Source organism: Janthinobacterium amylolyticum (genome assembly GCF_051380655.1).
Classification (GTDB): Bacteria; Pseudomonadota; Gammaproteobacteria; order Burkholderiales; family Burkholderiaceae_D; genus Janthinobacterium.
Genome location: NZ_JBNYXL010000005.1, coordinates 171,052 through 197,431, shown reverse-complemented (window position 1 = coordinate 197,431; position 26,380 = coordinate 171,052). Strand labels below are relative to the sequence as shown.

Below are 26,380 nucleotides of genomic sequence, written 5' to 3'. Positions count from 1 at the left end.
TCCTGTCAAAAAACCGGGGCGGCGCAACGGAAAACCGCTGCGCCGCCCCGAAAGCCGCCGAGAATGCGCCCTGGCGGCGCTGTCCTGCATCAATTCTGGATCGATCCTGGATCAAGCCGCGCGCATCTGCCGGGCCGCCGCGACCATGTTTTGCAAGGCCGCTTCCGTTTCCGCCCAGCTCCGCGTCTTCAAGCCGCAGTCCGGGTTGACCCACAGCTGGGCCGGTGGAATCACGGCGCTGGCTTTTTGCAGCAGGCGCAGCATGTCGCCGGTGGCGGGGATGCGCGGCGAGTGAATGTCGTACACGCCGGGGCCGATGTCGTTCGGATACTGGAAATCGCCAAAGCCTGTCAGCAGCTCCATGTCCGAGCGGCTCGTCTCGATGGTGATGACGTCGGCATCCATGGCGGCGATCTGCGGCAGGATGTCGTTAAATTCTGCGTAGCACATGTGCGTGTGGATCTGCGTCGCGTCGCCGGCCGCCGAGGCGGCGATGCGGAAGGCGCGCGTGGCCCAGTCCAGGTACGCATCCCACTGGCCGCGGCGCAGCGGCAAGCCTTCGCGGATGGCCGGTTCGTCGATCTGGATGATGCCGATGCCGGCCGTTTCCAGGTCGGCCACTTCGTCGCGGATGGCCAGGGCGAGCTGCAGCGCCGTTGTCGCGCGCGGCTGGTCGTCGCGCACGAACGACCATTGCAAGATGGTGATGGGGCCCGTCAGCATGCCCTTCATCGGCTTGTGCGTCAGGCTTTGCGCGTGGACGGTCCAGGCGACGGTCATGGCGGCCGGGCGCTGCACGTCGCCATAGATGACAGGCGGCTTGACGCAGCGCGAGCCGTACGACTGCACCCAGCCCAGGCGCGTGAAGACAAAGCCGTCGAGCTGCTCGCCGAAATATTCGACCATGTCGTTGCGCTCCGCTTCACCATGCACCAGCACGTCCAGGCCCAGCGCTTCCTGGCGCCCCACGGCATGGGCAATTTCGGCGCGCATCTGCTGTTCGTAGTCGGCGCGTGCCAGCTCGCCCCGCTTGTAACTGGCGCGGGCGGCGCGGATGGCCGCCGTTTGCGGGAAGGAGCCGATGGTCGTCGTCGGAAAGGCGGGCAGCTGGAAGCGCGCGCGCTGCACGGCCTGGCGCAACGGGAAGCTGGAATCGCGGCGGTCGACGGTAGGCGACAGCGTTTGCAGGCGCTGCGTGACCGGCGCACGGTGCACGCGGGCGCTGTCGCGGCGGCTGGCGCTGGCTACGCGCGCGCTGGCCAGCGCGGCGTCATCAGCATGGCCTTGCAGCGCGCCCTTGAGCAGGGACAGTTCCGCCAGCTTTTCCGTGGCGAACGCCAGCCAGGGCTTGATGTCGGCATCGAGCTGCGTTTCCGCCTCCAGGCTGAACGGCACGTGCAGCAGCGAGCACGACGGCGCCAGCCACAGCTGGCCAGTGCGCCTGGCCGCCAGCGGCCGCAGCACGGCCAGGGCGGCGTCGAGGTCGGTACGCCAGATATTGCGCCCGTCGACGATGCCGACCGATAGCACCTTGTGCGCGGGCAGCCAGTCCGTCACGCTGGTCAGTTCATGCGGCGCGCGGATGCCGTCGACATGCAGGCCGGCCACGGGCAGGCGGCAGGTCAGGCTGAGGTTTTCTTCCAGCGGCGAGAAATACGTGGCCAGCAGGATATTCACGCCCACCTGGTTCAGCTGCCAGTAGCTGCTTTCAAAGGCGCTGCGCCAGGCGTTGGGCAAGTCCAGGCCCAGGATCGGTTCATCGACTTGCACCCAGGCCACGCCTTGCTGCTTCAGGCGGTCGAGCAGGGCGCCGTAGACGGGCAGCAATTGTTCCAGCAGGGCCAGGCGGTCGAAGCCGGGTGTCTTCTCCTTGCCCAGCCAGAGAAAGGTGAGGGGGCCGATCAGGGCCGCCTTGACCTGGTGGCCCAGCGCCTGCGCCTCGGCCACTTCCGCCAGCAGCCGTTCGCACGCCAGCGAGAAACGCGTCTGCGGCGACCATTCGGGCACCAGGTAATGGTAGTTGGTGTCAAACCACTTGGTCATTTCCAGCGCATGTTGGCCGCCATCGGGGGCCGCATGGGCGTGCTCGGCCTGACAGCAGCCGGCCTGTTCGGCCTGCACCGCGTGGGTCGCCGCGCCACGCGCCATGGTGAAATAGCGCGACAAGGGCGATTGCTGCGCCTCAAAGTGAAAACGCGCCGGCTCGCAGCCCAGCAGCTGGATATGGCTGGCCATCTGGTCGTAAAAGGCGAAGTCGCCCACCGTGACGTAGTCCAGGCCGGCGTCCCTTTGCTGCGCCCAGTGGCGCGCGCGCAATTGCCGGCCTGTGGCTTCCAGGGCCGCCTCCGGCAGTTCGCCGCGCCAGTGGCTTTCCAGCGCGAATTTCAGTTCGCGCGCGGCGCCGATACGGGGAAAGCCAAGAATGTGGGTGTGAACGGTCATGATGTCATCGAGATTTAATGTGGATGCGCTAGAGTGTGCGGCAATCTGATCTATAATCAAAACGAAACCTTTTACCGATTAACATGAAAATAATTCACGTTCACCCCGTCATTTCCCGATGCTAGAAATCCGCCACCTGCGCACCCTGAGTGCCCTGCGTTCGTCCGGCAGCCTGGTGCGCGCCGCGCAGCTGCTCAACCTGACCCAGTCGGCGCTGTCGCACCAGATCCGCCTGCTGGAAGAGCGCTACAAGGCGCCCTTGTTCGAGCGCAAGTCGATGCCGATCGCGTTTACGGCCACCGGCAGCCGGCTGCTGGAACTGGCCGACAAGCTGCTGCCCGAGATCGAGCTGGCCGAGCGCGACGTGGCGCGCCTGTCGCAAGGGGACACGGGACAGCTGCGCGTGGCGCTCGAGTGCCATACCTGTTTCGACTGGCTCATGCCGGTGATGGATGCGTTCCGCCAGCGCTGGCCGGAAGTGGAGATCGATCTTGTTTCCGGCTTTCACAGCGAGCCGGCGGAATTGCTGCGCTCGGGCGAGGCGGATCTGGTGATCGGCTCGCCATACGGTCCCGACTTCACCGTATTTCCCCTGTTCCGTTTTGAAATGCTGGTGGTGATGGCGCAGAAACACCGGCTGCAGGCGCAGCGCCGCCTGACGGCGGCCGACTTTACGGGCGAAACCTTGATCACTTATCCCGTGCCGGAAGAGCGTATCGACCTGATCCGCGAAGTGCTGCGCCCGGCCGGCATCGTTTTCGAGCGCCGCACGGCCGAATTGACGGTGGCCGTGCTGCAGCTGGTGGCCAGCCGGCGCGGCATCGCCGCCTTGCCCAACTGGGCCATCAAGAATTACGTCGATTACGATTATGTGGTGGCGCGCCCGGTGGGCGAGCATGGCCTGTGGAGCGACCTGTATGTGTCCGTGCCGGACCATCTGCAGGACAAGGCCTATGTGCGCGACTTCGTCAGCGTGATACGCGAGCAGTGCGCGGCTGCGCTCGATGGTATCAAGTTGTTGTCTTGATCAACGTTGAATTGGAAACAAACCAACAGAAAAGCTTGAGATATATCAATGTTCAGCAATGAACCACCGCTTACAGTTGAGCACTGTGCGGCGCAACATGGCACCGCCTTCACATTGGAGAGGAACACGATGTTTTCATTTTCCGAGCAATGGACACTGGCCGGCAAGGCCGTGGTGGAAGCGCAATTGATCAGCGCGCAAGCGTATGCCCAGGCCGCGTTTGACAGCGGCGCCAGCGTACTGGATTTGCAGCTCGACGCCGCCCGCACGGCGCTGGCCGCCGCTGCGGTAGCGGGCAATCAGCTGCTGTCGGCGAAAGACCCGCAAGCGCTGCTGCAGTTGTCGCGCACGCAGTCGCAACTGGCGATCGAACGTATCGGTGCATATGGTCGCCAGGCAAAGGATGTTGCCCAGGAAACCCAGGAGAAATTCGACACGGTGACAAAGGGTGAGTTTGCTGCATCGCGTCAAAAATTTGGCGAGCTGTTGCAGGTGGTAAAGCAAACCCCCGTGCCCCTGATTATTCCCTTCAATAATTTTCTAAAAACCCCTTTCGGCGCTGCCGATGAAGGGTATGATAAAAATAAAAACACGCGTCCTGCTCGGCAGGCGTAAGCGCGTCGCGGCCCGGGCAGCGGCTATCCGCCGCGCCAGGCCGCCCGCCGCCACCGCAGGGCAGGCACACATCGCCGCCGCCTGCGGTGCGGCGCTGGAACTGTGGCGCATGCCACGCTAGAATGAAACACAGCCTGCTGTGTCTTCCTGGATTCATTGGATTCTATTAACACCATGGCCGTCGTGGCCAGCATATCGGAGAAATAAATGGATGATGTCGTAATCGTGGCCGCTGGCCGTACCGCAGTCGGCAAATTCGGTGGCAGCCTGGCCAAGATTCCTGCGTCCGAACTGGGCGCGCATGTAATCAAGGGCTTGCTGGCACAAACCGGCATCGACCCGAACCTGATCGGCGAAGCGATCCTGGGCCAGGTACTGACGGCCGCCGTCGGCCAGAACGCCGCGCGCCAGGCCGTCATCAAGGCTGGCCTGCCGAGCAGCATCCCCGCATTTACCATCAATAAAGTCTGCGGCAGCGGCCTGAAGGCAACGCACCTGGCGGCGCAAGCGATCAAGTGCGGCGACGCCAACATCATCATCGCCGGCGGCCAGGAAAACATGAGCGCCTCGCCGCATGCGATGAACGGTTCGCGCGACGGTTTCCGCATGGGCGACTTCAAGATGATCGACACCATGATCGTCGACGGCCTGTGGGACGTGTACAACCAGTACCACATGGGCATCACGGCGGAAAATGTCGCCAAAAAATACGAAGTGACGCGCGCCGAACAGGATGAGTTCGCGCTGCAGTCGCAACTGAAAGCGGAAGCGGCCCACAAGGCGGGCAAGTTCAAGGATGAAATCCTGCCGCTGGAAATCGCCAACAAAAAAGGCACCGTCGTCTTTGACAGCGACGAATACATCAAGCCGGGTTCGACCCTGGAATCGCTGGCCGGCCTGCGCCCCGCGTTCGCCAAGGACGGTACCGTTACCGCCGGCAACGCCTCGGGCCTGAACGACGGCGCCGCCGCCGTCATCATGATGTCCGCTTCGCAAGCCAAGGAACTGGGCCTGAAGCCGCTGGCACGCATCAAGGCCTACGCCTCGTCGGGCCTGGACCCTGCCGTCATGGGCATGGGCCCCGTTTCCGCTTCGCGCCTGTGCCTGAAAAAAGCCGGCTGGACGCATGAAGAGCTGGACCTGATGGAAATTAACGAAGCGTTTGCCGCGCAGGCGATTGCCGTCAACAAGGAAATGGGCTGGGACACCAGCAAGATCAACGTGAACGGCGGCGCGATCGCCATCGGCCACCCGATCGGCGCCTCGGGCGCGCGCATCCTGGTCACCCTGATCCACGAAATGATACGCCGCGATGCCAAGAAAGGCCTGGCAGCGCTGTGCATTGGCGGCGGCATGGGTGTGGCCCTCGCCATCGAACGCGACTAAGTTGCTGGCACCGCACCCAAGCTACTGCGCGGCGCGCTTTGCGGCCTGCGATGCTCACCGTGCTCCAGCACGGTTGCGCTTCTTAGCCGCAAATCATCACCGCTCGCTACGCCTGGATGCGGTGCGGTAGGCCGCCGTGACGCGGCGCTTTCGGGCGACTGCATTTAAATTATTAACTTTTTAGCAACAGAACGACACTGAGGGGATGAAAATGGCAAGAGTTGCATTGGTAACTGGTGGCATGGGTGGTCTGGGCGAAGCGGTCTGTTTCAAACTGGCGGCGCTCGGCTATCGCGTGGTGACCACGTATTCCCCAGGCAATCCGAAGGTCGCGGAATGGCTGGCGACGACCAAGGACATGGGCTACGACTTCAAGGCGTATCCGTGCGACGTGGCCGACTACGATTCGGCGGCCGCCTGCGTGGCGGCCGTGGAAGCGGAAATCGGTCCTGTCGACGTGCTGGTGAACAACGCCGGCATCACGCGCGACATGACGTTCAAGAAGATGGACAAGCCGAACTGGGACGCCGTGATGGGCACCAACCTGGACTCCGTGTTCAACATGACCAAGCCTGTCTGCGACGGCATGGTGGAACGCGGCTGGGGCCGCATCATCAATATCTCGTCCGTGAATGGCCAGAAGGGTGCTTTCGGCCAGACCAACTACTCGGCGGCGAAGGCTGGCATGCACGGCTTCACCAAGTCGCTGGCGCTGGAAGTGGCGCGCAAGAATGTCACCGTTAACACCATCTCGCCAGGCTACATCGGCACCAAGATGGTCATGGCGATTCCGCAGGAGGTGCTCGACAGCAAAATCATCCCGCAAATTCCAATGGCGCGCCTGGGCAAGCCGGAAGAAGTGGCGGGCCTGGTGGCGTACCTGGCTTCCGACGAAGCGGCATTCGTCACGGGCGCCAACATTTCCATCAACGGCGGCCAGCACATGTCGTAATCGTTGTTGAGGTAAAACAGAAAAGACAGCCGCGGCTGTCTTTTTTTATGCTTGCAAGCAAAACAAGGGGATGGCGGGATTTGCCTTAGAATCAGCATTTCTTCATAGCATTATCTCCATGTCCCTGCTTCCTGTTTTGCGCCGCGCCAGCGCGGTGGCCTTCCTTTTCCTCGGTGCCGGCGCGGCCCAGGCCAGCGTTGCCTTGCACCTGGCGGTGAGCACCGAGCGCGAACACAAGCCGGGCGTGAGCACCAGCCTGCCGGCGCGCGAGACGCAGGACAGCGACGTCGTGCTGGGCGAACAGTTCATCAGCATCCGCGAAGGCCAGTCGCTCACCGTGCTGGACTTTGCCACGCGCCGGCGCCATGTCGTCGACACGGCCGCCGGCACCTATGCCAGCTATTCGCTGTTCGACGCCGTCGGCTTTCGCGCCATCGAGCTGCGCCACCGGCAAGGCATCGCCGGCATCCTCAAGGCGGGCGGCGTGGCGCAGCATGCGCCGTCGCCCGTGTATGAAGAGCAGGCCTTGTCGGTGCCGGACGGCCAGCGGCGCGGCCCTTTGCAGCCGCAGGTGCAGGAGGGCACCGTGCTGTGGTCGCTGGAGCAGCAGCCCTTGCTGAACCTGGCCATCGCCGGCAGCCCCGTCAGCGATGACGTCGCGCGCACCTTCGCCCAGTATGTGCGCTACACGTGGGGGGCGCACCCGCTGGTATTGAAGATGCTGGCCGGCGGCAAGCGCATTCCCGCCGACTTCACCCTGCATTACCAGGAAGTGGCGGGCAGCGTTACGCGGCGCTTGCGCGTCAGCGGACTGAATATGGACGCGCCCGCCACGTACTCGCTGGCTGCCTACCGGCCTCGTCCGCTCATGGCCGACGCGCCCGCGCTGGAACGAGTGCTGGCGCAGGCGGCGTTGCTGCCGCCGTTGGGATCCCAGGCGCATCCTGCGCTGCGCGCCGAGGCGGAAAAGCAGTTTGCCGCGGAAAAGCCTTTCGACGCATTCCTGACCATGCTGGAAGACCATTTTTCCACGGGCGCGCTGGTCGAAAAACTCTCGCGCCAGCAGCAACTGGCCATGCAGGCGTGCCAGCCCATCCATGACTTGACGCGCGGACTGCTGGCCAAGGACAAGGAGGGCATCGCGGATGCGCTGGCCACCGTGCAGGGCTTGCGCCAGCAGCATGGCCAGGGGCAGCCGGTACTGGCTTTGTTCGAGGGAAATTTGCGTGCCAAGCTGGGGCAATGGCCGCAAGCGACAGCGTTGTATCTGCAGGTGTTGCAGGCAAAACCGCATATGGCGGCCGTGTACCAGGACCTGGGCGACGCGCTCTACGCGCAATTCGATGCGCCCAATGCCTGGCGCAGCTGGGATGCGGGCCGGGCCATGGCGCCGGGGTTGCGGCAATTTCGCAAGATCAACGATCTTGAACGGGACTTGCTGCGCAATTACCCTGACTTCTTTGCCGGCGGCACGCCGCTGGCGCCGGCAGATCAGCCCAGCACCAGCCGCCCGGCCAGCAGGACGAAGACGGTGGGCAGCACGAACTTGCCGTAGGGCGAGGGCTTGCCGCGCAGGCGGCGCGCCAGGCGCGCGGCCAGCACGGCGTACATGGCGTCGAACAGCAGGCCGACCAGGACCAGCACGGTGCCCAGGCGCAGGTATTGCATGCCGACGCTGTCGCTGCCAACGACGAATTGCGGCAGGAACATGCTGCAAAACAGCAGCGCCTTCGGATTGAGCAGATTGGTGAGGAAGCCGCGCACCAGGCTGGCGCGCGCGCTGTGCGCCGTGGCGGGGGCTTGCGCCTCGGGCGTGGCGGTGTTGGACAGGGCCGACTGTAGCAGGCGCAGCGCCAGGTACAGCAAGTAGGCGGCGCCCGCCCATTTGACCCAGCGCAAGGCTTCCGGATGCGTGACCATCAATGCCGCCAGGCCCGCGCCCGACAGCCCCACGTGCACGGCGCGCGCGCCGGCGATGCCCAGCGCCGTCACCAGCGCCGTGGCCACGCCGCGCGCGGCGCCCGTCGCCAGCACCAGCGCCATGTCGGGACCCGGTAATAAAAAGGCGCCGGCCAGTGCCAGCAGGTACATCAGGAAGGTAGAATCGGACATGCGCCAGCCATAAAAGAAAGCGGGAGCAACCGCACTGTGCAGCATGCTCGCCGGACCCCATTATCTTCTTGCTGAGATGAAATGTGCTTGCTTTTCCTGCCCGGCATACCCTAGTATTAGGGTAGATTCCACTCGTATTGAATTAAAATTTAGATGAAAATTTCAGAAGTGAGCCTCGACGCCACCGATTTGCAGATACTCAGGCTGTTGCAGGATGAAGGACGGCTATCCAATGCGCGCCTGGCCGAGCGCCTGAAGCTGAGCGAAACGCCCGTCTGGCGCCGTTTGCGCCGCCTGGAAGAGGAAGGTTTTATTACCGGCTACCAGGCTTTGCTTAACCGCAAGAAACTGGGGATCGGCCTGGTGGCGTTCGTGCGCGTGGTGTTTGCCAACCACGGCAATGAACAGCCGTCGCAGTTCGAGCAAGCCATCGCCACGATTCCCGAGATCTTGTCCTGCCACAACGTGGCGGGCGAAGCCGATTATTTCCTGCAAGTGGTGGCGCGCGACCTGGAAGCGTATGGCGAATTCGTCTCCACGGTGCTGCGCCGCCTGCCGGGCGTGGCGGAAATCCAGTCCAGCCTGTCGATGCGCGAAATCAAGTCGTCGAACCGCCTGCCCTTGCTACTGGCCTGAGGCGCCGCCGGCGCACTATAATTGGAACAGTTGCCAGGACATGTGCCTGGCCCCTGACTGCCATTCTAAGGACCGCCATGCCAGATACCCTGTCGCCATTATTTCCCGCCCTGTCGCCGAACCGGCACGGCATGCTGGCGGTCGATGACATCCACACCATTTACTGGGAAGAGTGCGGCAATCCGGACGGCATCCCCGTGCTGTTCCTGCATGGCGGTCCCGGCGCGGGACTGTCGCCGCAGCACCGGCGCTTCTTTGATCCGCAGCGCTACCGCGTGATCCTGTTCGACCAGCGCGGCGCCGGCAAGTCCACGCCGCTGGGCGAATGGCGCAACAACACGACGCAGCTGCTGATCGCCGATATCGAACGCCTGCGCGCCCAGTTCGGCATCAGCCAATGGCTGGTGTTTGGCGGCTCGTGGGGTTCGACCCTGGCGCTGGCGTACGGCCAGGCGCACCCCGAGGCGTGCCTGGGCTTCGTGCTGCGTGGCATTTTCCTGTGCACCCAGGCGGAAATCGACTGGTTCATCGAAGGCGTGCGCTGGTTTTATCCGGAACTGTATGCGGAATTCGCCGCGCCGATTCCGCCGGAAGAGCGGGGCGATTTGCTGGCCGCCTATGTCAAGCGCATCCTCAGCAGCGACCCTGCCGTCTACTGGCCGGCGGCGCGCGCCTGGAGCCGCTTCGAGGGCCGCCGCGTGTACCTGATGCCGCAGCCCGAAGATGCGCCGAACGATGCGCTGGACCTGGGCGTGGGCCGGCTCGAATCGCATTACATGGCCAACCTGGGCTTCATGGACGAAGACCAGTTGATCCGCGACATGGGCCGCATCTCGCACTTGCCAGCTGTCATCGTGCAGGGCCGCTACGATGCCATCTGCCCGCCGCTGTCGGCCTACCGCCTGCAGCAGGCCTGGCCGGGCGCGGAACTGGAGATGATCCCCGACGCGGGCCACGGCGCGCTCGAGCACGGCATCGCTTCGGCGCTGGTGCGCGCCACCGAGCGCTTCGTACCGGGACGCGGCTTCGCATGACGTTACACCATGCCGGTTGGCAAAGTCGCCAGCCGGCATGCGCCACCTGCTACACTATGGCCTGGACTGGCGCCACGGTCGGGCGCCGGTGTGAACCCACGACTTTTTATCCATGAACATACAGATCGGCGACATCGGCCATATCATCCAGCTGGCGATCGCGCCGGTTTTCCTGTTGACCGGTATCGGCACCATGCTGGTCGTGCTGACGAACCGCCTGGGCCGCATCATCGACCGCACACGCGTGCTGGAAGACCGGCTCGACATCGGCTACAACGATTTCTATATGGATGAGCTGGATACCTTGTACAAGCGTACCCACCTGATCAATTATTCGATTTCCCTCAGTACGGCGTGCGGTTTCTTCGTCTGCGTCATCATTGCCATGCTGTTTTTGGGCGATATTCTGAACCTGACCCTGGACAAATACATCGCCGCCTTCTTTGTGCTGGCCGTGATTTGCCTGATTGGCTGTTTTATTTATTTACTGCGCGAAATTTACCTGGCCGCGACGGCCCAGCGCATCCGGCGCCATATCCGCCCGCCACGCTAGGCGGTGCTTGCGCCGGTTTACCCCACTATTGAAGAACGAGTCCAGCATGCACGATTACAAACGCCCCCCCACACTGCACCGCTACGGCCAGCGCAGCGAACTTGAACTGGCGCTGAGCCTGGGCCAGTTCCGCCTGACGCCGGCGGGCAATTGTTTGACCCTGAGCTTTTCGCAGGTATGGGACAAGCAGCTGTTCGACTTGTTCGCGCCAGCCGATGCCTGTCTGATCATCCACAATACGGAAGAGTTCGGCGAACGCCTGCACCGCGCCGTGCAGCGCACCTTGCCCAGCTGGGCCGGCATCGACGGCATCGTCGAGTATGGCCAGCGCGCCGCCCTGGGCGCCGCGTTCACCAAGACGCGCGCCGAAGCGGCGGAACAGGAATGGCTGTTCGCCTGGCGCTCGATGCAGCCGCAGGCCAGCCTGAATCCCGTTACCGTGAAACTGGGCAGCCTGGAAAACTTCGCGGAAATCCGCGACCGCGACACCTATTTGGCCTGACCTTTGGTCTGATACTGGTCGGCGCTAGCCGGCCTTGTTGGCATGCTGGCTGTCGATGCGCGCCAGCACGGCCGCCATCATGCGCTCGATATCGCCGCGTATCATGGTCGTGCCCAGCATGCCGGGCACGTAGAAACCCGGCATCAGCCGGCTGCTGAAAACGATGCGCGTGCCGCCCGTCTCGGGTACGGGAAACAGATTCCAGCGCGACTCATAATGACGCATGTCGCCTGAAATGAGGTCGATGTCGATGGCTGTCGGCGGCGTTTCGATGGCCCGCACCACCAGGTGGATCGGGTGGTTCATGAACAGGAAGCGCGCCATGCCCTGCTGTTCGATGATGACTTCATTGCCGTTGCGCGACAGCACGCGGCAGGAGCTCAGGTCCGGCACGAATTCACTCATGCGCTCGTAAGTCGTCAGGGTCTTCCACACGGACGCCGGCGGCGCCAGCACGCTGCCGCTGGCATCGACTTCATACATGCGCTGCCCGTCGACCTCGATGCGCTTGACGTCAACCTTGAGCTTGTCCAGGCGGGGAGCTTGCGTCTGCGTCTGCGCAGGGGCGGCCAGCGGGGCGGCAACGGCGCACAGCAACAGCAGGCAGGGGAAGAGTCGCGTCATGCTACCTAGCCTACGGGAAAGTTGCGCCCGGCACAAGCTGCGCGCACCGGCTAAGTGCGCCAGCGTCCGCACGCGATGGCCGATTTAGAACTCCCGGTCTAGAGAAATACGCTGCGGCAGCGGGCAATGCTTGTTACCGTACGGCCTGCATACCACCTCTATCGGACCGACCATGACTGCCTACCCCCACTTGCTGGCCCCGCTCGACCTGGGTTTCACCACCTTGCGCAACAGAGTCATCATGGGCTCCATGCACACGGGCCTGGAAGACCGCTTTTATCATTATGGCAAGCTGGCCGCGTTTTACCGCGAGCGGGCGCGCGGCGGCGTGGGGCTGATCGTCACGGGCGGCATCTCGCCGAACCGCCAGGGCTGGCTGCTGCCGTTCGGCGGCACCTTGAATTTCCTCGGCGACGTGCCGAACCACCGCAAGGTGACGCGCGCCGTGCACGAGGAGGGCGGCAAGATCGTCATGCAGATCCTGCATGCGGGCCGCTATGGCTATCAGCCGTTCGTCGTTTCCGCCTCGGTGAAAAAATCGCCGATCTCGCCCTTCCGCCCGCGTGCGCTGAGCGAGCGGGGCATCGAGCGCACCATCTGCGATTACGTGCGCTGCGCGCGCCTGGCGCAAAAGGCCGGCTACGACGGCATCGAGGTGATGGGCAGCGAAGGATATTTATTGAACCAGTTCCTGTGCGCGCGCACGAACCTGCGCCAGGACCGCTGGGGCGGCAGTATCGAAAACCGCATGCGCCTGCCGGTGGAGATCGTGCGCCGCATCCGCGCCGCCGTCGGGCCCAACTTCATCATCATGTACCGCCACTCCCTGCTCGACCTGGTCGAAGGCGGCAATACCTGGGATGACGTGGTGGCGGTGGCCAAGGCGCTGGAGCAGGCGGGCGTGACGATCCTGAACACGGGTTTCGGCTGGCACGAGGCGAGGGTCCCCACCATCGTCACCTCGGTGCCGCGCGCCGCCTTTGCCAGCGTGGCGGGCCGATTGCGCCGCGAAGTGAGCATTCCCGTGGTGGCCTCGAACCGCATCAACATGCCGCAGGAAGCCAACGCCATCCTGGAACGGGGCGACTGCGACCTGGTGTCGATGGCGCGGCCCTTCCTGGCCGACCCGTTCTTTGTCGCCAAGGCCGCCTCCGGGCGCACGGATGAAATCAACACCTGCATCGGCTGCAACCAGGCGTGCCTGGACCACACGTTCGCCAACAAGCGCGCCAGCTGCCTGGTCAACCCGCGCGCCTGCCATGAAACGGAACTTATTTACGCGAAAAAAGCCGTGCCGCGCCGCGTCGCCGTCGTCGGTGCCGGGCCGGCGGGCTTGTCCGCCGCCTGCGTGGCGGCCGAATGCGGGCACCACGTGACCCTGTTCGACAGCAGCGACAGCGTCGGCGGCCAGTTCAAGGTGGCCATGCAGATACCGGGCAAGGAAGAATTCACGGAAACCATCCGCTATTTTGCGCGCCGGCTGGCGCTGCTGGACGTCAAGCTGCGCCTGGGCCAGCGCGTGACGCGCGAGCAATTGCTGGCCGGCGGCTACGACGACGTGATCGTCGCCACCGGCATCAAGGTGCGCCTGCCGGCCATTCCCGGCATCGGGCACCCGAAGGTCTTGACGTACCTGGACGTGCTGCAAAGCAAGCAGCACGTCGGCGCGCGCGTGGCCATCATCGGTGCGGGCGGCATCGGCTTTGACGTGGGCGAGTATCTGCTGCATGACCCGGCGCATCCGCTGCCCCAGCCTGTGGCGACCTGGGCGGGCGAATGGGGCGTGGACTTGAATGCGGCCACCGGTGGCGGCCTGGTGTCCCCCGTGGCGCCCGATCCCGTGCGGCAGATCTTCCTGCTGCAGCGCAAGACGTCCAAGGTGGGTGCGGGGCTGGGCAAGACCTCGGGCTGGGTGCACCGCGCGGCGCTGGCGAGAAATGGCGTGGCCATGCTGGCCGGCGTGAGCTATGACAAGATCGACGACCAGGGCTTGCACATCACGGTGGGCGGCGAACAGCGCCTGCTGGCGGTGGATAACGTGGTCATCTGTGCGGGACAGGACAGCCTGACGGAACTGATGCCGGAAACGGACAAGGACGGCAAGCCGCTGGCGGCGGGCGGGCCGCGCTTCCATAAAATCGGCGGCGCCGCGCTGGCGGCGGAACTCGACGCCAAGCGGGCGATACGCGAAGGGGCGGAGCTGGCGGCGAGTTTGTAAAAAGAAAGCCTGCCGGCTGGGAGCGGGCAGGCTTTGCTGGACAGGGGGAGGGCGCCGGCTTAATGTCCGCCATGCCCCTTCTTCGCCGCATCAAAACTCTGCAGCACGTGCTCGGCCATGCCATTCGCCAGTTCGTGTTCGCCAATGAACACCTTGCCGGCGTTTTCCGCGCGCAGCAATTCCGCTTCTTCCTCGCTGTGCGTGCGCACCACCGTCATGATGTGCGGGTTCAGCGCGCGCGCCGTCTCGATCATGGCGCGCACGTGGAAGGTGTCCGGTGTGGCGATGACGAGCATGGTGGCGTGCGTGATGTGCGCCTGGATCAGCACGGCCGGTTCGCCCGCATTGCCGGCCACGGCCGGTATGCCCTGCTTGCGCAGCTGGTCGACGATTTCACGGTTTTCCTCGGCCACGACAAAGTGGATGCCCCGCTCCATCAGGGCGGCGGCGATGCGCCGGCCCACGCGGCCATAGCCGACCAGCACGATCTGGCCCGAGAGTTTTTCCTGCGGCACCGTCATCGGCAGTTCGGCCAGCGGGTCCGTGGTGCGCTCGAACTTGCGCGCGAAATCGCTGTTGTTCATCACGCGCAGCAGCGGCTTGGCCATGCTGAAGACCAGCGGGTTGAGGGCGATCGACAGGATGGCGCCGGCCAGGATCAGGCTTTGCCCTTCCTGCGGCATCAGGCCCAGGGACAGGCCCAGCGCGGCGAGAATGAACGAGAATTCACCGATCTGCGCCAGGCTGGCCGAGACGATGATGGCCGTCTTGGGCGGATAGCGCAGGGCCATGACGAGCAAGAAGGCGGCGATCGACTTGCCGAAGATAATGATGGCGCACACGGCCAGCACTTGCAGCGGCTTGTCGATGAGGATGTTGGGCTCGAACAGCATGCCGACGGAAACGAAGAACAGCACGGCGAACGCGTCGCGCAGGGGCAGGGATTCTTCCGCGGCGCGGTGGCTCAGCTCGGATTCGCGCAGCACCATGCCGGCGAAGAAGGCGCCCAGCGCGAACGACACGCCAAACAGCTTGGTCGAAGCGTAGGCGATGCCGACGGCAGCGGCGATCACGCACAGGGTAAACAGTTCGCGCGAACCGGTACGCGCCACTTGCCACAGGATCCACGGGAACAGCTTGCGCCCGACCACCAGCATGAAGATGATGAAGCCGGCCACTTGGCCCAGGGTCACGGCCAGGGTGTGCCACAGGCTGACGGCCGCGGCATCCGGCGCGGCCTTGCCACCCAGCACAGTGGCGAAGGCCGGCAGCAGCACCAGCACCAGCACGGTGACGAGGTCTTCCACCACCAGCCAGCCGACGGCGATGCGGCCATTCAGGGAATCGAGGATGCCGCGTTCTTCCAGCGCGCGCAGCAGCACCACGGTACTGGCCACCGACAGGGCCAGGCCGAAGATCAGCCCGCCACCGAGGGTCCAGCCCCACCAGTGGGCCAGGCCCATGCCCATCGCCGTGGCGACACCGATCTGCAGGATGGCGCCAGGCAGCGCAATCTTGCGCACGTCCCATAAATCCTCGATGGAAAAGTGCAGACCGACGCCGAACATCATCAGCATCACCCCGATTTCCGCCAATTGCCCGGCTATTTCCGCATCCGCCACAAAACCGGGCGTGGCCGGTCCGATGATGATGCCGGCGGCCAGATAGCCGACCAATGCCGGCAATTTCAGGCGCGCGGCGATAAAGCCGAAGATGAGGCCGAACCCGAGGGCGGCGGCGATGGTGGTGATCAGACTGATGTCATGGGGCATGCGGGGTGGGTTCCTTATGGCGGCGTGCGGATGGAAAAAAGATGTTGCTCAGGGGGTAAGTATAAACGCAACAAAGCTGCGGCTGGAATAATCCTGCCGCTTTTTTTGAAAAAAACCTGCGCCACATCTTCGTGCAGGTGGCCGCGAACGCACCGCTATCGGCCATGAACAGCGCCTAATTCAAGGAATCAGGCGCTGTTACACGGATGCGCTCAGACCTTGCGTACGATCACGCAGCCGATGGAGTAGCCGGCGCCGAACGAGCAGATGACGCCCGTGGCGCCCGCCGCCATGTCATCCTGATATTTATGGAAGGCGATGATGGAGCCGGCCGACGAGGTGTTGGCGTAGGTGTCGAGAATCACGGGCGCTTCGTTCGCTTCCGCGTCGCGGCCCAGGATCAGGCGCGCGATCAGCAAGTTCATGTTCAGGTTGGCCTGGTGCAGCCAGTAGCGGGAGACTTGCGCCACCTCCACGCCGGCCTTGGCCAGGGTCGCCTTGATCATTTCGGCGGCCATCGGGCACACTTCCTTGAAGACCTTGCGGCCTTGCTGGCGGAACAGTTTGTCGGCCTTGCCCACGCCGGACTCGTCAAAACGGTTGAGGAAGCCGAAATTGTTGCGGATGGCGTTCGAAAAGCGCGTTTTCAGTTCCGTGCCGATGATCTCGAATTGGTGCTGCGATACGGCCGTGTCTTTCGCTTCGACGACGATGGCGGTGCAGGCATCGCCGAAAATGAAATGGCTGTCGCGGTCGCGCCAGTTCAGGTGGCCGCTGGTGATTTCGGGATTCAATACCAGCACGGCGCGCGCCTGGCCGCTTTGCACGGCGGCCACGGCTTGCTGGATGCCGAAGGTAGCCGACGAGCACGCCACGTTCATGTCGAAACCATAACCGTCGATGCCCAGCGCGTCCTGCACTTCGACGGCCATGGCCGGGTAGGCGCGCTGCATATTGCTGCAGGCCACCAGCACCATGTCGATATCGGCTGGCGTGCGGCCGGCGCGCGCCAGCGCATCGCGCGCGGCGGCGACCGCCATTTCAGCCTGCAGCGACAATTCGTCATCGCCGCGTTCGGGGATGCGCGACACCATGCGCGTCGGATCGAGGATGCCCTCTTTTTCCATCACATAGCGCGACTTGATGCCGGAGGCCTTTTCGATGAAGGCCACGCTCGACAGGTCCAGCGCCGTCACCTCGCCCGCGGCAATCGCGTCGGCGTTATCGGTATTGAACTTTTCCGCGTAGGCATTGAAGCAGGTGACCAGTTCTTCGTTGGAGATCGAAAATGGCGGCGTGTACAGTCCGGTACCGCTGATGACGACTTGTTTCATGGTTAAACTTTCAAATTTGGCAATCGACGTGGCGCCGATAAGTGAAGCAAATTTTACACAAACGTGCTCGACTGTAGAGAGTTTCGTGTTGCCGGGAGCGGCGATGTGTTGCGCCAGCTTGATTTTTGTCGCGTGGACGGGATAACGGGGCATGGTGCCCCCGCTGGGTGGGGGCAGACCCGGCGGGTCTGCCCCCAAATTGCCTACTTTTTCTGTTCCTTCTTGACGTCGGCCTGCACCACCACAGGCTCGGCCTTCGCCAGTTGGACCGGCAAACCCTTCAAATGGTTCAGCGCCTGGTTCAGCTGGAAATCGTCCTTGCTGCCAAACTCCAGCGGCTTGCGGGTTTTTTCCAGGGCCAGGATGCGCAGCTGCTCTTCCATCTCGTCGTTGACGGGGGCGGCCTTCGCGCCGTCGTTGGCGCTGCCCTGGTCGCGGTCGTTGCTCAGGTGCTTGGTCAGGTCGGCTTCGCGGATGCGCAGGCCGTTCAAGCCGTCGCCGTCCGCGTTTTCATCGACCAGCAGGTCGGGCACGATGCCCTTGGCCTGGATCGAACGGCCATTTGGCGTGTAGTAGCGCGCCGTCGTCAGCTTGACGGCCGTGTCCGCCGTCAGCTGGCGGATGGTTTGCACGGAACCCTTGCCGAAGGTTTGCGTGCCGATGATGGTGGCGCGCTTGTAGTCCTGCAGGGCGCCGGCGACGATTTCCGAGGCCGAGGCCGAACCTGTGTTGACGAGCACCACCAACGGTACTTTCTTGATGGCCGCCGGCAGTTTCGCCAGCGCATCGCCTTCCGAGCGGAACATATAGTATTCGGCGCGGCCGTAGAACACCTGCTTCGAATCGGGCAACTGGCCATTCGTCGAGACGATGGCCGCATCCTTGGGCAGGAAGGCGGCCGACACGCCGATGGCGCCCTGCAGCACGCCGCCGGGATCGTTGCGCAGGTCGAGCACCATGCCCTTCAGGTGCGGGTCTTGCTTGTACAGCGCCGTGATCTGCGCCGCCATGTCGTCCACCGTCGGTTCCTGGAATTGCGACACGCGCAGCCACGCATAGCCCGGCTCGACCATTCTGGCCTTGACGCTCTTCTGGTGGATTTCCTCGCGCGTGATGACGAAGGACAAGGGTTGCGCTTCATCCTTGCGGGCGATGGTGATGGCGACCTTGGTGCCCGGTTCGCCACGCATGCGCTTGACGTTGTCGTCCAGTGCCACGCCCTTGACGGGCTGGCCGTCGAGGCGGGTGATCAGGTCGCCAGCCTTGATGCCGGCGCGGTAGGCGGGCGAATCCTCGATGGGCGAGACGATCTTGATGTAGCCGTCTTCGCTCAGGCCAATTTCAATGCCCAGGCCGACAAACTTGCCTTCGGAGCCTTCGCGCAGCTCGGCGTAGGCTTTCTTGTCCAGGTAGGCGGAATGGGGGTCGAGCGAGGCGACCATGCCGGAAATGGCTTCTTCCAGCAGTTTCTTGTCTTCCACCGGCTCGACATAATCGGACTTGATCAGGCCGAACACGTCGGCCAGCTGGCGCAACTCTTCCAGCGGCAGGGGCGGTTCGACGGTTTTTTGTGCCATCGCGGAAAATTGCAGCGATACGGCGACACCAGCCACCACGCCCAGGCCGATCAAGCCGGTATTTTTGAGTTTGCCCATCTTTGCACCTTTGCTGCGGTAGTGTCTTGCGCCAGCGCCAGTCCCCGTGGAGCGGCGCTTTCCTGAAAGTATAGACCTGAATCCCGGCTGGCGTTGGCAGGCCGGGGAAAATGGGTTCCATGGGCAAGTGTAGGGCGTAAACGGCGGCGGCCAGCTTGCCAAGTGTTGCGGTTTTGTATGCGATGTATAGTTAGTCTTGAGGGGAGTAAGCATTTGTAAGAGTCGAAAAAAAGCGTGTGCGGCGGCCCTATAGTGGATTCGCATTCTCGACCCGAAGTGGTTTTGCCTGCGTCTTCGGACGCAGGCTTTTTTTTCGCCGGAGCCCCCATGCCATCGTTGACCTTTCCCCCTGCCTTGCGCCGCCTCTGCCTGGCTTTGCTGCTGGGCACTACGGCTTTGACAGCCTCGGCCGTGCCGATCGCCGACATGCGTCTGGAAGACTTGCTGCCCATGGCGCCCGATTTCAAGACGGAATTGAAGCTCAATGCCAATCAAAGCACCTTGTGGCAGCAGGTGGAAGGCAAAACCCGCCAGCTCTTGCGCGAACGCAAGGCGCGCCGCGAACGCCTGCAAGCGGGCGTGGCGCAGGGCTTGCAGGCGCCCGGGCTGGAACTGCGCGACCTGGCGGGAGGCCTGGACAATGAGGGCGCGCTCAGCCTGGCCGAAGACAAGCAGGTACGCGAGTGGTGGCTGAGCGTCAACGACGCGCTGGACGAACGCCAGCGCCAGATGGTGGCCCAGTTCATTGCCGGGCAAATGGCGCGCGTCATGGATGCGGCCGTGCCGCGCGGCGAGTCGCGCGGGGCGCCGCCTGGCGAACACGGCGCACGCAAAGGCGGCGGCAAGGGCGGCATGGGCGTGAGCATGGGCGCCGGCGGCGCGGGCATGAATGTCCCCGGCAACTGATCGGCTGGCAGTGTTGTGGTGAAAGTGTTGTAAGCGCCGCCACGGATTTGTTAGTCAATTGTTGTGCTTATGTATCGTAAAGTAAAAAAATGCCTGCGCCGCAGCCTGCGGCCAGGCGTGGAGCATTCGCCTCCAGCCGCGCCGCGCCCGCCATGCTGGCGCCTGTCTGCCGGACAGCCAGGCGCCGGCACCCATCCCAGCCTTGCCAGCGGCGCGGCAGGCGCATACTGTCTGGCGTCATTGTTGTCTAACCAAGTTTATACAGGGCTGGCTGAGCGCGCGCATTGTGCCGCCGCCGGGGCGCCGGGGATGGTCAAGCCTTGTGTTGGCGTGCTACATTTCTGAAGCGCCTGGCGCGGCGGGCTCTTCATATGAGGCACTCCGCCAGAGGCTACCCGCCTGATCTCTTTGACATGCCCCATAAGGACAATCCGTGAACCGATACCTCTTAAGCAGTCTGACCCTGTCCCTGTTGGCTGCGTTTGCCAACGCCGCCGAACCGGCCACCGCCGCTGCGGCACCGACCGTCGCCCCGGCCGCGCCTGCCGCCGCCGGCGTTGTCTCCGGCATCGACGTGCAGTACATCGACCCCGCCGTGCGCGTGCAGGATGATTTCTTCACCCATTTGAATGGCAAGTGGCTGGCCACGACCGAGATCCCAGCCGACAAATCGAGCTGGGGTTCGTTCGCCAAGCTGCGCGACGACACGACGCCGCAATTGCGCGGCATCATCGAAGCCACGCAGCAGGACAAGAACCGGAAAGCCGGCTCCGAAGCGCAGAAAATTGGCGACCTGTACGCCAGCTACATGGATGAAGCCAAGCTGGACGCGCTGGGCGTGAAGCCGCTGGCGGGCGAACTGAACCGCATCCGCTCGCTGCGCGACAAAAAGGGTGTACCGGCCCTGATCGCCCACCTGAGCCAGAATGGCGTGGGCGCGCCGTACGCCGTCTACATTGGCCAGGATGCGCGCGCGTCGACCAAATATGCCGCGTATGTCAGCCAAAGCGGCCTGGGCATGCCCGATCGTGACTACTACCTGGAAGCCAAGCAGGCGGGCGTGAAGGAAAAATACCAGGCGCACGTGGAAAAAATGCTCGGCATGGCCGGCGACAAGAACGCTGCCGCGCACGCCAAGGCGGTGGTTGCCCTGGAAACTGCCCTGGCCGAAGTGCAATGGACCAAGGTCGAGAACCGCGACCCGGTAAAACGCTACAACAAGACCGATATCGCCAAGCTGAACGACCTGACGCCGGGCTACGACCTGAAAGCGGGTCTGGCTGCCTCGGGCATCGCCAACAAGGTCGATTACGTCATCGTCAACCAGCCGAGCTACCTGGCCGGTTTCAACAAGGTGCTGGCCGCAACCGACCTCGACACCCTGAAGGCCTACTTCGAATGGCACTTGCTGCGCAGCTATGCCAGCTACCTGTCGAAGAACTTTGTCGATGAGAACTTTGCCTTCTACGGCACGGTGCTCAGCGGCGTGACGGAAAACCAGCCGCGCTGGAAGCGTGGCGTGGGTTCGGTCGAGGCCGTATTGGGCGAAGCGGTGGGCAAGCTGTATGTGGCGCAATATTTCCCGGCAGAGCGCAAGGCGCACATGCAGGAGCTGGTGAAAAACGTGCTGGCCGCCTACAAGGAAAGCATCGATACCCTGGACTGGATGAGCCCGGAAACCAAGAAGGAAGCGCAAGCCAAGCTGGCCAAGTTTACACCGAAGATCGCTTACCCGAACGTCTGGCGCGATTACTCGAAGCTGCAGATCGTGCAGGGCGACCTGGTGGGCAACATGATGCGCGCCGCCAACTTCAATTCGGCACGCCAGGTGGCCAAGCTGGGCAAGCCGATCAACCGCGAAGAGTGGGGCATGACGCCGCAAACGGTGAACGCCTATTACAGCTCGACGATGAATGAAATCGTCTTCCCCGCTTCCATCCTGCAGCCGCCGTTCTTTGACGCCAATGCGGACGACGCCGTCAACTATGGCGCCATCGGCGCCGTCATCGGCCATGAAATCAGCCACGGCTTCGACGACAAGGGCAGCCAGTCCGATGGCGACGGCAACCTGCGCGACTGGTGGACGCCGGCCGACCGCAAGAACTTCGCCGCCAAGGCCGACGCGCTGACCAAGCAATACGATGGCTACAGCCCATTGCCGGGCTACAACGTCAACGGCGCGCTGACCCTGGGCGAGAACATCGCCGACAATTCGGGCGTGGCGATCGCGTACAAGGCGTACAAGATCTCGCTGGGCGGCAAGCCGGCACCCGTGCTCGATGGCTTGACGGGCGACCAGCGCTTCTACATGGGCTTTGGCCAGGTGTGGCGCAGCAAGATGCGCGAAGCGCAGCAGATCGTGCAGATCAAGACCGACCCGCATTCGCCGGGCCAGTACCGCGCCAATGGCACCATGGTCAACCAGCCTGCCTTCTATGAAGCGTTTGGCGTGAAACCAGGCGACAAGATGTATGTCGCCCCGGAAAACCGCGTCATCATCTGGTAAGTGCCATTGAGATTTAGCTAAGCAGGTCGGATTAGCGGGGCCGCCGAGGCGCGCAAGCGCGTAATCCGACAATACCGCCGGTGCTAACAATGTTGTCGGCTTACGCCCTCTGGGCTAACCCGACCTAGCCATGTAAACGTTATCTTGTCACAACAAAAAAGACCACCGTGCGTGGTCTTTTTTACATTCTGGCAAAAGTTATTTCTGCCGTTTCGGCCGGTATGCTACAGTCAAAAACCGGGCCAGAAGCCTTGGGCGTTCTGACCCTTATATTCCACACAATACAATATTGAGGATTACCGTGAATCGTTATTTGTTAAGTGCATTGACCCTGAGCTTGCTGGCTGGCGTGTCCGGCATGGCTGGCGCTGCTGATACCGCCAAGAAAGCCGTTGCCACCACGGCCGCCGCGCCTGCCGCGCTGACCTCCGGCATCGCCATCGAATACGTCAACCCTGCCGTGCGCGCGCAGGACGACCTGTTCCAGCACCTGAACGGCAAATGGCTGGCCGAAACCGTGATTCCTGCAGACAAGTCGAGCTGGGGCAGCTTTGCCAAACTGGCCGACGATACGCAAACCCAGCTGCGCGGCATCGTCGAAGGCGCGGCCGCCGACAAGGCCCGCGCGGCCGGTTCGAACGCGCAGAAAATCGGTGATTTTTATAGCAGCTTCATGGACGAAGCCAAGCTGGAAAGCCTGGGCCTGACGCCCTTGAACGCGGAACTGGCGAAAATCGCCGCGCTGCAGGACAAGGCGGAACTGCCGGCCGTGATCGCCCATTTCAGCAAGCTGGGCGTGACTTCGCCTTACGACTTCGGCATCCATCAGGACGCCAAGGATTCCACCAAATATGTGGCCGACATCGTGCAAAGCGGCCTGGGCCTGCCTGACCGCGACTACTACCTGGAAGCAGGCAAGGCCGACACGCGCGCCAAATACCTGGCCCACGTGGAAAAAATGCTGAGCCTGGCCGGCGACGCGAACGCAGCCGCCAATGCCAAGGCTATCCTGGCGCTGGAAACGGATCTGGCCAAGGCGCAATGGAGCAATGTGCAGAACCGCGATCCCGTCAAGACTTACAACAAGGTGGAACTGGCGAAACTGGCGGAAGTGGCGCCAGGCTACGACTGGGCCCGCTACCTGAAGGACACGGGCATCGCCGGCAAGGTCAATTATGTGATCGTCAGCCAGCCCAGCTACCTGAAAGGCTTTGCCGAGATCGCCAACAAGACCCCGCTGGAGACGTGGAAAGCGTACTTCCAATGGCATTTGCTGCACGCCAATGCCGGCTACCTGCCAAAAGCGTATGTGGATGAAAACTTTGCCTTCTATGGCACCACCCTGACGGGCGTGACGGAAATGCGTCCGCGCTGGAAGCGTGGTGTGGGCGCCGTCGAAGGCGCGCTGGGCGAAGCCGTGGGCCAGCTGTACGTGGAGCAATATTTCCCGGCCGAGCGCAAGGTGCGCATGGAAGCGCTGGTGAAAAACCTGATGACGGCCTACCAGCAAAGCATCGACAAGCTCGACTGGATGAGCCCCGTCACCAAGAAACAGGCGCAGATCAAGCTGGCCAAGTTCACCACCAAGATCGGCTATCCGAACAAATGGCGCGATTATTCCGGCCTGGACGTGAAGGCGGACGACCTGGTGGGCAACATCCAGCGTTCGCACCTGCTGAACTACAACCGTGAATTGAACAAGCTGGGCCAGCCGATCGACCGCGACGAGTGGGGCATGACGCCACAGACCGTCAACGCCTATTACAACCCGGAACTGAACGAAATCGTTTTCCCGGCTGCCATCCTGCAAGCGCCGTTCTTCGACGCCAACGCGGATGACGCTGTCAACTACGGCGCCATCGGCGGCGTCATCGGCCATGAAATCAGCCACGGCTTCGACGACCAGGGCGCCCAGTACGACGGCGACGGCAACCTGCGCGACTGGTGGACCAAGGCCGACCATAAAAACTTCGCCAAGAAAACCAAGCAGCTGGTGGCGCAGTACAACGGCTTTAGCCCCATCCCTGGCCACCATGTGAATGGCGAGCTGACCCTGGGCGAGAACATCGCCGACAACTCCGGCGTGGCCATCGCGTATAAAGCGTACAAATTGTCGCTGAACGGCAAGAAAGCCCCGATCATCGACGGCTTCACGGGCGAACAGCGCTTTTACGCGGGCTTTGCCCAGGTCTGGCGCATGAAGATGCGCGAAGCGCAGCAACTGGTCTTGCTGAAAACGGACCCGCACTCGCCAGGCCAGTTCCGCGCCAACGGCACCATGCGCAACCAGCCCGGCTTCTATCAAGCCTTCGACGTGAAGCCGGGCGACAAGATGTACCTGCCGCCAAAAGACCGCGTCATCATGTGGTAACAGCAGTGCCAACGCGCTAGCGCCGAGCCGCCCCGCTATCAAGCCGGGCGGCTTTTTCACTTCCGTCGAGAACGTCGCGTAAGTCGGATGAGCGAAACGCGTAATCCGACAAATCGCCTGCTTATGCGCAGGCGAAAAAAAACCGCCCATCCGGGCGGTTCCTGGTTCAGCGCGCCGGCTGAATTATTTGGCAGGCTCGGCGGCAGGAGCGGCAGCGCCGTCAGCGGCTGCGGCAGGTGCCGGCACTTCCGGTTCCTTGAACTTGCCGCCCGACGCGTTGGCGATGTAGACGACGGCGCGCGCCACTTCCACATCGTCGAGGTCTGGATTGCCGCCCTTGGCCGGCATGGCGCGCAAGCCTTCGATGGCGTGCTTCAGGACGGTATCGTAACCCTGCGCCAGGCGGGCCGACCAGCCGGCCGCATCGCCAAATTTCGGCGCACCGGCCACGCCGGCGCCATGGCATGCCACGCAGGTGGCCGTGTACACGGCTTCGCCGCTTTGCAGCACTTTCGGACCGCTGGCATCCTTGAAGGTATAGCCGGCATTGGCCACGGGACTGAGGCGCTCGGCAATGGCTTCCGGCGACTGGCTGTCCGTGCCCGCGCCCGTCAGTTTTTGCGCCGTGACGAACTGCACCAGCAGGATGATGCCGATGACGGTGATGAGAAAGAAGCCAGCTACGGCGGCAAGCAATTGTTTAGGCGTTTTGATCGCTGATTGTTGTTCGTTATGTGCGTCGCTCATGATGTCCTTAGTCCAGATTTGAAACTGATGGCCGTGTAAGGTAGCATTTTTACATGCCTGGATGTAAACCTTTATGAAACCCACAATTATAGGCACAAAAATTGAGCAGTGACATGCAATTGCCGGCGATACGACAGTTTCCGTAGACGTAGGTAAAGAAAAACGGTATCCTTCGCATCACTTCAGAAATTCCCCCTACGCGGCTGTAGCTCAGTGGATAGAGTATTGGCCTCCGAAGCCAAGGGTCGTGGGTTCGATCCCCGCCAGCCGCACCAGTTTTTTCCTAAAAAATCAACGACTTAGCTGCTGCATTGATTAGCGATGTAATGCATTGTTTCGTTTATTTTGGCACACTCACTGTGCCAAAATTGTGCCAGTTAATTTGTTTTCTAAATGACAAATCTTCCTAAGCCCAAATTTCTGGGCCTATCAACATCAATCAGTTGCACGGGTTAGACTTTTTCAGTCTTGTTTCGTTGCTCTGTTGCCCGATTTTCTTCCTCAATTCGCAACATTTCAATCTCATTTCTTCTGAGACGCTTGAGCTCTTTGAGCCGGTCATCGGATGCACGCTGTTCTTCTTCCGTCATTAAATCTCCACTTCCATGCACTTTCATCTGCAAGTCCATGCAATGACTGAAATAGTCATCAAAACGCTTCTGATCTTCGTGTGCTGGTAGCTCTGGGAAGCACTTTGAACCTGAATGCCGCGGGTAAGTATGGCCAAAGTCTTGATCTGTGAGGCCACTGGCCAGCCAGAAAGCATATCGAGGGAAAAGTCTTGCAACTGCCTGCACCATGTCGCCACCTGGCGTTGCATCTGTTCTGCGCAAGAATGTTTGCCACGTTCCTCTCGGTATTCCTGTCTGTTCCTCAAGCCACCCTATGCGGCCTTTTACTGGAACTTTGTACTCAATGATGTACCGGAGGCGTTTGCTGATGCCTTCATACCTAGAAGGAAAATTTTTCATTTTTCAACTCTTAGATG

The 26,380-nt window shown here is 62.5% G+C and carries 21 protein-coding genes and 1 tRNA gene; 14 read left to right on the top strand and 8 right to left on the bottom strand.

The features are described from left to right. Positions 1 to 111: 111 nt before the first annotated feature. Entirely contained in the window at positions 112 to 2,442 is a 2,331-nt protein-coding gene (gene metE / locus ACQ4WR_RS12350) for a 5-methyltetrahydropteroyltriglutamate--homocysteine S-methyltransferase (RefSeq protein ID WP_436487543.1), read from the bottom strand. A gap of 118 nt (positions 2,443 to 2,560) precedes the next feature. Between metE and ACQ4WR_RS12345 the strand changes: the two genes are divergently transcribed. From ACQ4WR_RS12345 to ACQ4WR_RS12325, 5 genes are all read left to right on the top strand, one after another. After that, a complete protein-coding gene (locus tag ACQ4WR_RS12345) occupies positions 2,561 to 3,469 on the top strand; it encodes a LysR family transcriptional regulator (RefSeq protein ID WP_102292739.1) in 909 nt (302 codons plus the stop codon). 48 nt (positions 3,470 to 3,517) lie between these two features. Then, the gene (locus ACQ4WR_RS12340; RefSeq protein ID WP_102292738.1) at positions 3,518 to 4,084 is read left to right on the top strand and encodes a phasin family protein; all 567 of its coding nucleotides are present in this window, start codon (positions 3,518 to 3,520) and stop codon (positions 4,082 to 4,084) included. A 207-nt stretch (positions 4,085 to 4,291) separates the two neighbouring features. Then, complete coding sequence (locus ACQ4WR_RS12335; RefSeq protein WP_076564895.1) at positions 4,292 to 5,470, top strand: acetyl-CoA C-acetyltransferase; 1,179 nt, start codon at positions 4,292 to 4,294, stop codon at positions 5,468 to 5,470. Between the two features lie 211 nt (positions 5,471 to 5,681). Beyond that, complete coding sequence (gene phbB, locus ACQ4WR_RS12330) at positions 5,682 to 6,422, top strand: acetoacetyl-CoA reductase (protein ID WP_035823615.1); 741 nt, start codon at positions 5,682 to 5,684, stop codon at positions 6,420 to 6,422. Positions 6,423 to 6,540: 118 nt separating this feature from the next. Next, positions 6,541 to 7,977, top strand: a complete 1,437-nt coding sequence (locus ACQ4WR_RS12325) for a tetratricopeptide repeat protein (protein WP_436487541.1) — start codon at positions 6,541 to 6,543, stop codon at positions 7,975 to 7,977. On the opposite strand, the gene ACQ4WR_RS12320 is transcribed toward ACQ4WR_RS12325, so the two are convergent. Further along, the gene (locus ACQ4WR_RS12320; RefSeq protein WP_258002777.1) at positions 7,914 to 8,534 is read right to left on the bottom strand and encodes a LysE family translocator; all 621 of its coding nucleotides are present in this window, start codon (positions 8,532 to 8,534) and stop codon (positions 7,914 to 7,916) included. The two genes, ACQ4WR_RS12325 and ACQ4WR_RS12320, sit on opposite strands and share 64 nt — an antisense overlap. Before the next feature lie 153 nt (positions 8,535 to 8,687). Between ACQ4WR_RS12320 and ACQ4WR_RS12315 the strand changes: the two genes are divergently transcribed. The 4 genes from ACQ4WR_RS12315 to ACQ4WR_RS12300 all read left to right on the top strand — a co-directional run bounded on the left by ACQ4WR_RS12315 (position 8,688) and on the right by ACQ4WR_RS12300 (position 11,259). Next, on the top strand, positions 8,688 to 9,170 hold the full coding sequence (locus ACQ4WR_RS12315; RefSeq protein ID WP_102292735.1) for an Lrp/AsnC family transcriptional regulator: 483 nt from the start codon (positions 8,688 to 8,690) through the stop codon (positions 9,168 to 9,170). A gap of 77 nt (positions 9,171 to 9,247) precedes the next feature. After that, positions 9,248 to 10,204 (top strand): prolyl aminopeptidase, encoded by a 957-nt coding sequence (pip, locus tag ACQ4WR_RS12310; RefSeq protein WP_436487539.1) that lies wholly within the window; start codon positions 9,248 to 9,250, stop codon positions 10,202 to 10,204. Positions 10,205 to 10,316: 112 nt separating this feature from the next. Then, a complete protein-coding gene (locus tag ACQ4WR_RS12305) occupies positions 10,317 to 10,757 on the top strand; it encodes a DUF2721 domain-containing protein (RefSeq protein ID WP_071325824.1) in 441 nt (146 codons plus the stop codon). Between the two features lie 46 nt (positions 10,758 to 10,803). Further along, positions 10,804 to 11,259 (top strand): hypothetical protein, encoded by a 456-nt coding sequence (locus tag ACQ4WR_RS12300; protein ID WP_092798744.1) that lies wholly within the window; start codon positions 10,804 to 10,806, stop codon positions 11,257 to 11,259. A 24-nt stretch (positions 11,260 to 11,283) separates the two neighbouring features. Here ACQ4WR_RS12300 and ACQ4WR_RS12295 read toward each other — a convergent pair whose 3' ends face one another. Then, on the bottom strand, positions 11,284 to 11,883 hold the full coding sequence (locus ACQ4WR_RS12295) for an SRPBCC family protein (protein WP_102292733.1): 600 nt from the start codon (positions 11,881 to 11,883) through the stop codon (positions 11,284 to 11,286). 172 nt (positions 11,884 to 12,055) lie between these two features. On the opposite strand from ACQ4WR_RS12295, the gene ACQ4WR_RS12290 reads away from it, so the two are divergent. Next, a complete protein-coding gene (locus tag ACQ4WR_RS12290; RefSeq protein ID WP_436487538.1) occupies positions 12,056 to 14,101 on the top strand; it encodes a 2,4-dienoyl-CoA reductase FMN-binding domain-containing protein in 2,046 nt (681 codons plus the stop codon). Between the two features lie 59 nt (positions 14,102 to 14,160). Here ACQ4WR_RS12290 and ACQ4WR_RS12285 read toward each other — a convergent pair whose 3' ends face one another. From ACQ4WR_RS12285 to ACQ4WR_RS12275, 3 genes are all read right to left on the bottom strand, one after another. After that, positions 14,161 to 15,873, bottom strand: a complete 1,713-nt coding sequence (locus ACQ4WR_RS12285; protein ID WP_436487536.1) for a cation:proton antiporter domain-containing protein — start codon at positions 15,871 to 15,873, stop codon at positions 14,161 to 14,163. 212 nt (positions 15,874 to 16,085) lie between these two features. Further along, on the bottom strand, positions 16,086 to 17,207 hold the full coding sequence (locus tag ACQ4WR_RS12280; RefSeq protein WP_436487535.1) for a beta-ketoacyl-ACP synthase III: 1,122 nt from the start codon (positions 17,205 to 17,207) through the stop codon (positions 16,086 to 16,088). A gap of 203 nt (positions 17,208 to 17,410) precedes the next feature. Beyond that, entirely contained in the window at positions 17,411 to 18,862 is a 1,452-nt protein-coding gene (locus ACQ4WR_RS12275; protein WP_436487534.1) for a S41 family peptidase, read from the bottom strand. A 327-nt stretch (positions 18,863 to 19,189) separates the two neighbouring features. Here ACQ4WR_RS12275 and ACQ4WR_RS12270 point away from each other — a divergent pair, with 327 nt between their 5' ends. The 3 genes from ACQ4WR_RS12270 to ACQ4WR_RS12260 all read left to right on the top strand — a co-directional run bounded on the left by ACQ4WR_RS12270 (position 19,190) and on the right by ACQ4WR_RS12260 (position 24,645). Beyond that, the gene (locus ACQ4WR_RS12270) at positions 19,190 to 19,768 is read left to right on the top strand and encodes a hypothetical protein (RefSeq protein ID WP_436487533.1); all 579 of its coding nucleotides are present in this window, start codon (positions 19,190 to 19,192) and stop codon (positions 19,766 to 19,768) included. Between the two features lie 433 nt (positions 19,769 to 20,201). Continuing rightward, positions 20,202 to 22,274 carry a M13 family metallopeptidase gene (locus ACQ4WR_RS12265; protein ID WP_102292727.1) on the top strand — a complete coding sequence of 691 codons (2,073 nt, stop codon included), beginning with the start codon at positions 20,202 to 20,204 and terminating at the stop codon, positions 22,272 to 22,274. A gap of 301 nt (positions 22,275 to 22,575) precedes the next feature. Then, positions 22,576 to 24,645, top strand: coding sequence for a M13 family metallopeptidase (locus ACQ4WR_RS12260; protein ID WP_102292726.1), 2,070 nt, complete (start codon positions 22,576 to 22,578; stop codon positions 24,643 to 24,645). 183 nt (positions 24,646 to 24,828) lie between these two features. Here the strand turns inward: ACQ4WR_RS12260 and ACQ4WR_RS12255 are convergent, their stop codons facing one another. Next, the gene (locus tag ACQ4WR_RS12255) at positions 24,829 to 25,392 is read right to left on the bottom strand and encodes a c-type cytochrome (protein WP_102292725.1); all 564 of its coding nucleotides are present in this window, start codon (positions 25,390 to 25,392) and stop codon (positions 24,829 to 24,831) included. A gap of 199 nt (positions 25,393 to 25,591) precedes the next feature. Between ACQ4WR_RS12255 and ACQ4WR_RS12250 the strand changes: the two genes are divergently transcribed. Next, positions 25,592 to 25,667, top strand: a tRNA-Arg gene (locus tag ACQ4WR_RS12250). A 177-nt stretch (positions 25,668 to 25,844) separates the two neighbouring features. On the opposite strand, the gene ACQ4WR_RS12245 is transcribed toward ACQ4WR_RS12250, so the two are convergent. Further along, positions 25,845 to 26,363 carry a hypothetical protein gene (locus tag ACQ4WR_RS12245; RefSeq protein ID WP_436487531.1) on the bottom strand — a complete coding sequence of 173 codons (519 nt, stop codon included), beginning with the start codon at positions 26,361 to 26,363 and terminating at the stop codon, positions 25,845 to 25,847. Between the last annotated feature and the right edge of the window lie 17 nt (positions 26,364 to 26,380).